Raw genomic sequence first — 12,043 nt, forward strand, 5'->3', positions numbered from 1 at the left:
CCCAGCCATGCGCATAGTCTGTCCCTTCTGCGGCGAACGCGAACTCGGCGAGTTCACCTATCTCGGCGATGCCAAGCCGAAACGCCCCGCGGCCGATGCCGGCGAAGATGCGGTCTACGATTACGTCTATCTGCGCGACAATGTTGCCGGCCCGATGACCGAGCACTGGTACCATGGTGGCGGGTGCCGGGCCTGGCTGAAGGTCACGCGCAACACGCTGACGCATGAGATTTCGGCCGTTGAGCCGGCGGCGGGGGCCGGCGCCGCCAAGGTTGGTGCGTGATGCGCGGCGATCAGGCAAACCGGCTGAATAATGGCGGTCTGATCGACCGCTCGCTACCGCTCAGCTTTCGCTTCGACGGCAAGACGTTCTCGGGCTTCAAGGGTGACACGCTGGCTTCCGCGCTGGTTGCCAACGGCGTCAAGCTCGTCGGCCGCTCGTTCAAATATCACCGCCCGCGCGGAATTCTCACCGCCGGGTCGGAAGAGCCGAACGCGCTGGTAGAGCTGCGCAGCGGCGCAAGGCGTGAGGCAAACACCAAGGCGACAACCGTCGAGCTCTATGAAGGGCTCGAAGCCGCCAGCCAGAACCGCTGGCCGTCGCTCCATTTCGACGTGATGTCGGTCAACCAGCTGTTCGCGCCGATCTTCGTCGCCGGCTTCTACTACAAGACCTTCATGTGGCCGGCGAAGTTCTGGGAAGCGATCTACGAGCCGGCAATTCGGCGCGCCGCGGGCCTTGGCCGCGCTGCCCAGGTTTCCGATCCCGACCATTATGACAAGGCCTGGGCGCATTGCGATGTGGTGATCGCGGGTTCCGGCCCGGCAGGTCTGGCGGCGGCTCTTGCCGCCGCGCGCTGCGGCGCGCGCGTCATCCTGTGCGAGGAGGATTTCGTCCTCGGCGGGCGCCTGCTCGCCGACGGCGGCATGATCGACGGATTGCCGGCCGCCGAATGGGTTGCGCGCGCGGTTGCCGAACTGACGGCGATGCCGGATGTGCGCATCATGACGCGCACGACTTTGTTCGGCGTCTATGACGGCGGCACCTATGGCGCGATCGAGCGTGTCAACGACCACCTGCCGGTGCCGCCCGAGCATCAGGTGCGCCAGCGGCTATGGCGGATCGTGGCCAAGCGCTGCGTCGTCGCGGCCGGCGCAATCGAACGCCCGATCGTCTTTGCCGGCAACGACACGCCGGGCGTGATGATGGCGTCGGCCATGCGCAGCTACATCAACCGCTATGCGGCCACGCCGGCGCGGCGCATCGCGCTGTTCACCAACAATGAGGATGGCTGGCGCACCGCCGAAACGGCGATCGCGGCCGGACTGCAGGTTGCGGCGGTGATCGATGCGCGGCCGGACGTTTCTGCGGCCCACCGCTCGCTTGCAAGCAAAGGCGGCTTTCCGGTGCTGCACGGCGCTGTCGCCGGCATCGACGGCGGCAAGGGTGGCGTGCGCAAGATTTCCGTCTCGCTGGCCGGCGGCGCGCGCGCCGAGGTCGAGGCGAATGGGCTTGCCGTCTCTGGCGGCTGGAACCCCGCGGTCGGCCTCACCTCCTACCACCGCGGCAGGCCGAAATGGCGCGACGATATTGCCGCCTTCGTGCCGGATGGCGCGCCGCCCGGCATGGTGGCGGCGGGCGCGGCCAATGGCGCGTTCGGACTTGGCGCCTGCCTGTGCGAGGGGTTCGAAGCCGGCGCTGCCGCGGCCCGCGACGCCGGACGCAGCGGCAACATCGGATCGATGCCAGTCGCCGACGACGAGGCCTTTTCGATCACACCGCTCTGGCATGTCGCCGGCAAGGGCAAGGCCTTCGTCGACCAGCAGCATGACGTCACCGCTTCCGATGTCGAGCTGGCGCAGCGCGAGGGTTTTCAATCGGTCGAGCATCTGAAGCGCTACACGACGCTCGGCATGGCGACCGACCAGGGCAAGACCTCGAATGTCGCCGGCCTCGCCATCATGGCGGCGGTCAGCGGCAAGTCGATCCCCGAGACCGGCACGACGATCTACCGGCCGCCTTACGTGCCGGTCGCCATCGGCGCCTTCGCCGGCCATCACCGCGACGAGAATTTCCATGCGGCGCGGCTGACGCCCTCGCATCACTGGGCGGCCGAACAGGGCGCGGTCTTTGTCGACACCGGGCTGTGGAAGCGCGCGCAGTGGTATCCGCGCGCCGGCGAGAAGGACTGGCTGGAATCGGTCACCCGCGAGGTCAAGGCGGTGCGCAGCGGCGTCGGCTTCTGCGACGTCTCGACGCTCGGCAAGATCGACGTGCACGGGCCCGACGCCGGCGCCTTCCTCGACCGCGTCTACATCAATGCCTTCTCCAGCCTCGCCGTCGGCAAGGCTCGCTACGGGCTGATGCTGCGCGAGGACGGCATCGTCTATGACGACGGCACGACCTCGCGGCTGGCCGAGGATCATTACTTCCTCACCACCACGACGGCCAAGGCCGGACTGGTGATGCAGCACCTGGAATTCTGCCGCCAGGTTCTGTTCCCCGAGCTCGACGTGCAGCTGACCTCGGTCTCCGACCAATGGGCGCAGTTCTCGATCGCCGGACCTAAGACCCGCGATCTGCTGAAAGAGATCGTCGATCCGGTCGAGGACCTGTCGAACGAAGGTTTCCCGTTCATGGGCGCGCGCGAGGTCAAGCTGCGCGGCGGCCTGAAGGCAAGGCTGTTCCGCATCTCCTTCTCCGGCGAGATGGCGTTCGAGATTTCGGTGCCGGCGCGCTACGGCGAGGCGATGGCGCGCAATCTGATGATTGCGGGAAAACCGTTCGGCGTGACGCCTTACGGCACCGAGGCGCTCGGCGTGATGCGCATCGAAAAAGGCCATGTCGCCGGGCCGGAACTCAACGGCACCACCACGGCGGGCGATCTCGGCCTCGGCAAGATGATGTCGACCAAGAAGGATTTCATCGGCCGCGTCATGGCCGGCCGCGAGGCGCTGGTCGCGCCGAACCGGCAGGTGGTCGTCGGCATCAAGCCGACCGACAAGGCGCGCCGCCTGCGCTCCGGCGCGCACATCATTCCAAAGGGCGAGACCCCCGGCCCCGACAACGACCAGGGCTATGTCACTTCGGTCTGTTTCTCGCCGGTGCTCGACCAGTGGATCGGTCTCGGCCTCGTCGAGCGCGGCCGCGAGCGCATCGGCGAGATCGTGCGCGCGCATGATCCGCTGCGCGGCGAGGACTACGATGTCGAGCTCTGCAATTCCGTCTTCTACGATCCGGATGGAGGGCGCCAGCGTGGCTGAGTTTTCCTGGGACGTCCGCAGCCCGCTCGACCGCGCGCTGATTGCCGGCTCCTACGGCGCGCAAGGCGACGCCGGCGTGTCGCTGACGGAGATCCGCAATTTCGATCTCGTCCAGGTAATGGCGCGGCGCGGCAAGGCCGGCGAGATGGCGAAGGCCGCGCAGGCGCGCGTCGGCATGGCGGCGCCGGAAACGCCTAAGGCGGTCGATACTGCCGACGCGACGCTGATCTGGTCGGGGCCGGAGCAATTCCTGGTGCTGTCCAAGGGCGGCAGGCATTCGATTGAGGCGCTTGGCTCTGTCTTTGCCGGTTCGGCTTTGTTGTCCGACCAGTCGCATGCGCGGGCGCTGATCAGCATCTCCGGCGACAAGGCGCGCACGATGCTCGCCAAGCTGTCTTCGATCGACCTGCACCCCGATGTTTTCGGCGTGGGCGCGGCGGCCGCGACGTCGATGGATCACACCAGCGTCACGCTATGGCGCGGCAAGGATCTGGCGGATGGACAGGCGGTGTTCAACCTGCTGGTGTTCGCGACTTTTGCGGAGAGCCTGTGGCACACTATTCTGGACTCGGCCGCGGAATATGGCGTGACGGTCGGCCATTCCGAGGAACTGGCGTAGCGCAGCACCACCCCTTCTCCCCTTGTGGGAGAAGGTGTCGCCGAAGGCGACGGATGAGGGGTGCTCCAGGGAAAGCCAGCGTCTCACTCCGCTGGAACACCCCTCATCCGTCTCGGCGCTATCGCGCCGATCCACCTTCTCCCACAAGGGGAGAAGGGAAGTCCCGCCTTGCCAAACGCATTCCCCCTGCTATTCTCTCAGCGAAAATAATTTTACACACAGGCAAACTTGTTTCTCGCTCGGAGGAGGGTTTGAGATGAGCCAGTCGCCCTACCCCGCCGTCCTGTCCGGGCCGCCCAAGCCGAGCCTGATCCTTAGGCCCGGCCAGATCAGCCTGCCGCCGGGGATGGAGCGCTATACCGTCCAGGGCAATGGCGCGGCGCTGATCGACGTCGAGGCCGGCGACAGCGTCAGCGTGAGCAATGTCGAAGGCGGCCAGCCTTGCGAGCTGCTGGCCTGGGACAAATCAGGCGCGACGGATCCCGGCATTTTCGGCGAACGGTCGAACAGCAACGCCGCCGGCATCAAGGCGCTGCTCGCCGATGGCGACGACAGCCTCTCGGCGCTGCGTCTCAGCCTCGAGCGGCGGCAGGTGCAACTCGACCAGCCGAAAGGCGTGCGCGTTTTCGGCGGCGCCACGCCCGCCGGCACGGAGCAGAGCTTTGCCATCCAGCGCGGGGGCGCGCTGCTGATCGCGGCGCCCGGCGGGCCGATGCTGGTCGACGGCCACAACACTGCGACGCCGCTCACCGTCCTGGTGCGGCGCGCCACGATCCGGCTGAAGACGAGGTCGCAGCTTCCCGATCCGCTCGCCGATCCGGTGCTTGATCTTCGGGTGAAGTCGGCGACCGCCGAGGTCTATTTCGTCAAGGCCGGCGACTATCTGCAGATCATCGATGTCGATGGCCGGCAATGCACCGACTTCCAGTGCTTTTCGGCGCGCAAGCTGGACAAGGGCCGCGACCTGCCGCTCGACGTGACGACGACCCGCACGCTGATGGGCTCGGCCTATCCGATGCCGGGCCTGCATTCGAAATATTACGACCAGGACATGGAGCCGCTGGTCGAGGTGGTGCAGGACACATGCGGCCGGCACGACGCCTTCGCGCTTGCCTGCGCCGCCAAATATTACGACGACATCGGCTATCCCGGACACACCAACTGCTCGGAGAATTTCAACAAGGCGCTGTCGGACAAGGGCGTGACGCCCCGCGCCGGCTGGATGGCGATCAATTTCTTCTTCAACACGGCGATCGACGCGCATGGCGTGATGGTGTCGGACGAGCCGTGGTCGCGACCCGGCGACTATGTGCTCTTGCGCGCCCTGACCGACATCGTCTGCGTCTCCTCGGCCTGCCCGGACGACACCACGCCCGCCAATGGCTGGGACCTCACCGACATCCATGTGCGCGCCTATTCAGGCCAGCACAAATTCTCGCGAGCGATCGCCAGACGCATGAAGCCCGACTCGGAACCGAAAATGACCCGCGAGACAGCCTTTCATTCGAGCTTTGCCAAGCACACGCGCGACTTCGTCGAATATCGCGGCTATTGGCTCGCCAATTCCTTCGCCAAGGAAGGCCCCATCGCCGAATACTGGGCCTGCCGGCAGGCCGCGGTGATCATGGACCTGTCGCCGCTGCGCAAATTCGAGGTCACCGGTCCGGATGCCGAAGCGCTGCTGCAATACACGCTGACCCGCGACGTCAAGAAGCTTGGGGTCGGCCAGGTCGTCTATACCGCTATGTGTTACGAGCATGGCGGCATGATCGACGACGGGACGTTGCTCAGGCTCGGCAAGGATAATTTTCGCTGGGTCGGCGGCGACGATCTTTCCGGCGAATGGCTGCGCGAGACGGCGAAAAAACTCGGCCTCAACGTGCTGGTGCGCTCCTCCACCGACCAGATGCACAACATCGCCGTGCAAGGTCCGAAGAGCCGCAACATATTGAAGGAAGTGGTCTGGACCTCGCCGGTGCAGCCATCGATCGGCGAGCTCGAATGGTTCCGCTTCGCCGTCGCGCGCATCGGCGGCGGTAATGGCGTGCCCGTCGTCATCTCGCGCACCGGCTACACCGGCGAGCTCGGCTACGAGATCTGGTGCCATCCGCGCGACGCCGAAAAAGTGTTCGACGCCGTCTGGGAGGCCGGCCAGCCGCACGGGCTGAAGCCGATGGGCCTCCAGGCGCTCGATATGGTGCGCATCGAGGCGGGACTGATCTTCGCCGGTTACGAATTCTCTGACCAGACCGATCCTTTCGAGGCCGGCATTGGCTTCACCGTGCCACTCAAGACCAAGGCCGACGACTTCATCGGCCGCGACGCTCTGATCCGGCGCAAGGAGCATCCGCAGCACAAGCTCGTCGGTCTCGATATCGATGCCAATGTCGCCGTCGGCCACGGCGACTGCGTCCATGTCGGCCGCGCCCAGATCGGCGTCGTCACCTCCGGCATGCGCTCGCCGGTGCTCGGCAAGACCATCGCGCTGGCACGGCTCGACGTCACTCACGCCGAGATCGGCACGGAGGTCGAGATCGGCAAGCTCGACGGCCACGCCAAGCGGCTGCCGGCGCGGGTTGTCGCCTTCGCCCATTACGATCCGCAGAAGACCAAGCCGCGTTCCTGATAGCGGCAACTCTGCCTTCTTCCGTTGTGGGAGTAGGTGGCCGAGCGAAGTTCGGTCGGATGAGGGGTCTTCCAGAAGACACCAGCCGCTCACTTCGCTGGAACACCCCTCATCCGTCTCGGCGCTACGCGCCGATCCACCTTCTCCCACAAAGGGGAGAAGGAAAGAGCATGTTTCGCAAGCGCGATGTGCATGACATCCACAAAACGCTTGACGCGAAAGCGCGTCGGATCAATCTTCACTCTTAAGAAAAAAATACGACTGAGTGGAAACACGACAGACCGACGCCGATTTGCCGGGGAGCAAGCTTCGCAAGAGCCGAAGCATCGCTGGCGGGGAACAACAAAAAGGGGAAGACACAAGATATGAGCACTATAAGCACGGCCCTCGAGCAGCCTGTCGAAAGCAAGCTGCTCAGGCATATCGACTGGCGTGGCGCCTTCTGGGTGGCAAGCGGCGTTCCAGCGCTGGTCCTGTTCTCGATCGGCGGCATTGCCGGCACGACCGGAACACTGGCTTTCCTGATCTGGACGGTGTCCATGATCATGGGTTTCCTGCAATCCTTCACCTATGCCGAGATCGCCGGCCTGTTCCCGAACAAATCCGGCGGTGCCTCGATCTACGGCGCCACGGCATGGCTGCGCTATTCCAAGTTCATCGCGCCGCTATCGGTGTGGTGCAACTGGTTCGCCTGGTCGCCGGTGCTGTCGCTCGGCTGCTCGATCGCCGCCGCATACATCCTCAACGCGCTGGCGCCGATCCCGGCCTTCACCGAGACATCGCCGGAAGTCGTCGCCTACATCGCCGCGCATGCCGGAACGGCGCCCGCCGACGCCATCGCCGCGGTGGCGGCTGCCGCCACGCCCGCGATCCGCACCTGGTCGCTGTTCAGCCATACGCTGGGTCCAGTGTCCTTCACCTTCAACGCCACCTTCTTCATCGGCGCGGTGCTGATGCTGATCATCTTCGCGATCCAGCATCGCGGCATCCTCGGCACGGCCAATGTGCAGAAATATATCGGCCTTCTGGTGATCATCCCGATGCTGATCGTCGGCGTCGTGCCGATCTTCACCGGCCAGATCGACTGGGCGAACTTCTCGCCGCTGGTGCCGTTGGCGGCCGCCTACGCGCCCGACCCGGGTTCGTGGAACATCGCCGGCTGGACGCTGGTGCTTGGCGGCATGTTCATCGCGGCATGGTCGACCTACGGCTTCGAGACGGCCGTCTGCTACACGTCGGAGTTCAAGAACCCCGGCACCGACACGTTCAAGGCGATCTTCTATTCCGGCCTGCTCTGCATGCTTCTGTTCATCCTGGTGCCCTTCACCTTCCAGGGCGTGCTCGGCCTGAACGGCATGCTGGCGACGCCGATCGTCGACGGCTCGGGCGTCGCCGACGCGCTGGCCGGCATGGTCGGCGGCGGCAAGATCATCCACAGTCTGCTGGTCATGCTGATGATCCTGGCCCTGGTGCTCTGCATCATGACGGCGATGGCCGGCTCCTCGCGCACGCTCTACCAGGGTTCGGTCGACGGCTGGCTGCCGCGCTATCTCAGCCACGTCAACGAGCATGGCGCGCCGACGCGGGCGATGTGGACCGACCTCTGCTTCAACCTGATCGTGCTGGCCATCGCCTCGGCCGACGCGACGAGCTTCTTCTTCATCCTCGCGGTGTCGAATTGCGGCTACATCATCTTCAACTTCCTCAACCTCAATGCCGGCTGGATCCATCGCATCGACAACGGCCACATCAACCGCCCGTGGAAGGCGCCGACCTGGCTACTCGGCATCGGCGCGATCTTCGCCTATGTGAACGCCATCTTCATGGGCGCCGGCGCCAAGGTGTGGAACCCGATGGCACTGTGGGCGGGCCTGATCACCGCTGCCTTGATCATCCCGGTGTTCTGCTTCCGCCACTACATCCAGGACAAGGGCAAGTTCCCCGAACACATGCTGGCAGACCTCGGCATGGCGGGAGCCGACCTCTCGGTCAAGAAGGCGGGCATGCTGCCTTACCTGACGCTGATCGCCGGCGTGGTGGTGATGCTGATCGCCAATTGGGTGTTCGTCATCTGACGCGGCAGCCTTGAAAACAGACGGGCGCGCCTCGGCGCGCCCTTTCTTTTTTGCCGATCGCCCCGTCCCGGCATCAGCCGGCCTTTCGGACCGCCTCGCTTACAAAGAGCCGATTTTCTGGATGCTTCAGGCCGAGATTCTCGCGCAGCGTCGAACCTTTATGGCGTTGCTGAGAAAGAATTCCGTTTTGCGGAAGCGTTGCACAGCGCATTTTTCCGCTCCGCAGACCTTGACGCGGATCATCCGCCACCGGCTTTCGCCGATGGCGGATGATCCAAGGTTGCCACCTTTTATTCCGCAGCCAAGGCCAGCTGCGGTCTTTCGATGCCTTCGACGTTCTCCGGCTCGGGCGCCTGCTCGTCGGTCTTGGCCTTCTTCGGCGCGCGGCCGAAGAACAGGGCGTAGCCGGCCGGCAGCACCAGGATGGTGAGCACGGTGGCGACGAGGATGCCGCCCATCATGGCGTAGGCCAGCGGCCCCCAGAAAACGCCGCGCGAGATCGGGATCAGCGCCAGGACCGCGGTCAGCGCCGTCAACATGATCGGCCGGAAGCGGCGCACGGCTGCACCCACGATCGCTTCCGATCGCTCCATGCCGGCGGCGATATCCTGGTCTATCTGATCGACCAGGATGATCGAGTTGCGCATGATGATGCCGAGCAGCGCGATGACGCCGAGGATGGCGACGAAGCCGAACGGCGCGCCGCTGATCAGCAGCGCCGCGGCGGCGCCGATGATGCCGAGCGGTCCCGTGGCCAGCACCAGCATCGACTTGCCGAAATGCTGCAGCTGCACCATAAGGAGCACGACGATGACGGCGAGCATGATCGGCGCCTTGGCGGCGATCGAGGCCTGGCTTTCGGCCGAGTCCTCGGCGCCGCCCTGGATCTCGACGTTGTAGCCGGGTGCAAGACCGGCGCGCAGGTCCTTCATGTCGTTGTACATCTTGGTGATGACGTCGTTGGACTGCACGCCGTCCGGCAGCGTGGCGCGCACGCTGATCGTCGGCAGGCGGTCGCGCCGCCATTCGACGCCCTGCTCCATCACCGGCACGACCTTGGCCACTTGCGAGAGCGGCACCGATCCGCCGAAGTCGGTCGGGATATAGACCGAGTCGACCGAAGAGAGCAGGTGACGGGTCGCCTCCGGCTCGCGGGCGACGATCGAGACCGTCTCCTCTCCGTCGCGGAAGTCGTCTAGCGGCGCGCCGGACATGGTGGCCTGCAGCATCTGGCGGATGCGCTGCGAGGTCAACCCGAGGGCGCGGGCACGATCCTGGTCGATCACCAGCTTCATCGCCGGCACCGGTTCCAGCCAGTCGTCGTGGATGGCGCCGAGCAGCGGATTGGCCTGGAATCTCGCCTTCACCTCATCGGCGATACGGCGCACCTCCTTGCGGTCCGGGCCCATGACGCGCATCTGCACCGGCCAGCCGGTCGGCGGACCGAGGAAGAGGCGGTCGACCTTGCCGCGGATCGAGGGGAAGTCCTGCGCCAGGATCTTGCGCATCTTGACGATCAGCCGCTCGCGCGCCGGCTCGTCCTTGGCCATGACCAGCAGTTGGGCGAAGTTCGGGTTACGGAGCTGCTGATCGAGCGGCAGGAAGAACCGCGGCGCGCCTTCGCCGATATAGGTGGCGATGAAGCGCTTGTCCGGATCGTCCGCCATCTTGCTTTCAAACGACTTGGCCTGGTTTTCGACATCCTTGATCGAGGTGCCTTCCGGCAGCCACAGGTCGACCAGGATTTCCGGGCGCGAGGATTGCGGAAAGAAGTTCTGCGGGATGAACTGGAAGGCCCACAGGCTGGTGGCAAAAGTAACCAGCGTCATCACCAAAACGATGATGCGGTGGCGCACGGCCCAGGTGACCGTCGCGCGCAGCCGGCGATAGAAGCCGGTATCGAAGACATCGTGATGAGTGCCGGCATGCTTGCGCTGCTTGAGGATCATGTAGCCCAGCCACGGCGTGAAATAGACCGCGACGAACCACGACACGACCAGCGCGATGCCGACGACATAGAACAGCGTGCGGACATATTCGCCGGCGGTGGAGGCGGCGAAGCCGACCGGGATGAAGCCAGCCGTGGTGATCAGCGTGCCGGTCAGCATCGGGAAAGCGGTCGAGGTGTAGGCGAAGCTTGCCGCCTCGATCTTGACCAGTCCCTCCTCCAGCTTTCGCTCCATCATCTCGACGACGATCATGGCGTCGTCGACCAAAAGGCCGAGCGCAATGATGAGCGCGCCGAGCGAGATGCGCTGCAGGTCGATGCCGATCTCGTACATGATGGCGAAGGTGGCGGCCAAGACGAGCGGGATGGCTATGGCTATCACCAGGCCCGAGCGCCAACCGATCGACAGCAGCGAGACTGCAAGCACGATGAGCAGCGCCTCGCCGAGCGCCTCCATGAACTCGCTCACCGCGTCCTTGACGACCTGGGGCTGGTCGGAGATCTGATCGACCGACACGCCATAGGGCAGCCCTGCCTCGAAACGCTGATAGGTCGCCTCGACATCCTTGCCGACATCCCTGACGTTAAAACCCTTGGCCATGACGACGCCGAGCTGGACGCTCTGATGGCCGTTGAAGAGGTATTTGTTGTCGTAAGGATCCTGGAGGCCGGAAGAGACCGTGGCGATGTCGCCGAGGCGCGTCACCTGGTTGCCCGAACGCAGCCTGAGCTCGCGGATATCCGCGGCCTTGGTGACATCGCCCTCGACCGAGATGCGCACCGAGCGCAGGCCGGTGTCGACCGAGCCCGCCGGATCGACGGCGTTCTGCCCTTTCACGGCGTTCTGCAGGTCAAGGATGGTCAGGCCGCGCTCGGCCAGCGCCTTGGACGAGACATCGATATAGATCTTCTCAGGCTGGTCGCCGATGATGACGGCCTTCTCGACGCCCGGCGTCGTCAACAGCATGTCGCGCGCCTGGATGGCGAACTTCTTCAGCTCCGGATAGGTGAAGCCGTCGCCGCTGATCGAGTGGAGCGTGATGAAGGTGTCGCCGAACTCGTCGTTGAAATAGGGGCCGAGCAGCCCCTGGGGCAATTCATTGGAGATGTCGCCGACCTTCTTGCGCACCTGGTAGAAGGCGTCCTTCACTTCCTCGGTGTTGGTGTCGCCCTTGACCTGCAAGGTGATGATGGCGCTGCCGGCGCGGGTGTAGGAACGGACGAAATCGAGGTGCGGCGTTTCCTGCAGCTTGCGCTCGATCTTGTTGACGACCTGATCCTCCATGTCCTGGATCGAGGCGCCGGGCCAGATCGCCTGCACCACCATGACGCGGAAGGTGAAGTCGGGGTCTTCCTTCTGGCCCATGCGCATCAGGCCGAGCGCGCCGGCAAGGATGATCAGCCCGAACAGGAAGCGCGCGATGCTTGGATGTCCGATCGCCCAACGCGAAAGATTGAAGGGCCGTTTTTCAGTGCTGCTGTCGCTGGTGGTCATGGCACACGTCCAGTCC

The 12,043-nt window shown here is 64.9% G+C and carries 7 protein-coding genes; 5 read left to right on the top strand and 2 right to left on the bottom strand.

Annotated features, from left to right (window positions below; genetic code table 11):
- Positions 1-7 precede the first annotated feature (7 nt).
- The 5 genes from CK219_RS21630 to CK219_RS21650 all read left to right on the top strand — a co-directional run bounded on the left by CK219_RS21630 (position 8) and on the right by CK219_RS21650 (position 8,584).
- The gene (locus tag CK219_RS21630) at positions 8-283 is read left to right on the top strand and encodes a sarcosine oxidase subunit delta (protein WP_095768778.1); all 276 of its coding nucleotides are present in this window, start codon (positions 8-10) and stop codon (positions 281-283) included.
- Positions 283-3,264, top strand: a complete 2,982-nt coding sequence (locus CK219_RS21635) for a sarcosine oxidase subunit alpha (RefSeq protein ID WP_095768779.1) — start codon at positions 283-285, stop codon at positions 3,262-3,264. Before CK219_RS21630 ends, CK219_RS21635 begins: the two co-directional genes overlap by 1 nt.
- Positions 3,257-3,883, top strand: coding sequence for a sarcosine oxidase subunit gamma family protein (locus CK219_RS21640; protein ID WP_095768890.1), 627 nt, complete (start codon positions 3,257-3,259; stop codon positions 3,881-3,883). The genes CK219_RS21635 and CK219_RS21640 overlap by 8 nt, the downstream gene beginning before the upstream one ends.
- Positions 3,884-4,139: 256 nt before the next feature.
- On the top strand, positions 4,140-6,509 hold the full coding sequence (locus tag CK219_RS21645) for an aminomethyltransferase family protein (protein WP_095768780.1): 2,370 nt from the start codon (positions 4,140-4,142) through the stop codon (positions 6,507-6,509).
- Between the two features lie 365 nt (positions 6,510-6,874).
- Positions 6,875-8,584, top strand: coding sequence for an APC family permease (locus tag CK219_RS21650; RefSeq protein ID WP_095768781.1), 1,710 nt, complete (start codon positions 6,875-6,877; stop codon positions 8,582-8,584).
- 73 nt (positions 8,585-8,657) lie between these two features.
- Here the strand turns inward: CK219_RS21650 and CK219_RS31960 are convergent, their stop codons facing one another.
- Complete coding sequence (locus CK219_RS31960; protein WP_210200016.1) at positions 8,658-8,834, bottom strand: hypothetical protein; 177 nt, start codon at positions 8,832-8,834, stop codon at positions 8,658-8,660.
- A gap of 40 nt (positions 8,835-8,874) precedes the next feature.
- On the bottom strand, positions 8,875-12,027 hold the full coding sequence (locus CK219_RS21655) for an efflux RND transporter permease subunit (protein ID WP_095768782.1): 3,153 nt from the start codon (positions 12,025-12,027) through the stop codon (positions 8,875-8,877).
- Between the last annotated feature and the right edge of the window lie 16 nt (positions 12,028-12,043).

The sequence above is a fragment of the Mesorhizobium sp. WSM4313 genome (genome assembly GCF_002294725.1).
Taxonomy (GTDB): Bacteria; Pseudomonadota; Alphaproteobacteria; order Rhizobiales; family Rhizobiaceae; genus Mesorhizobium.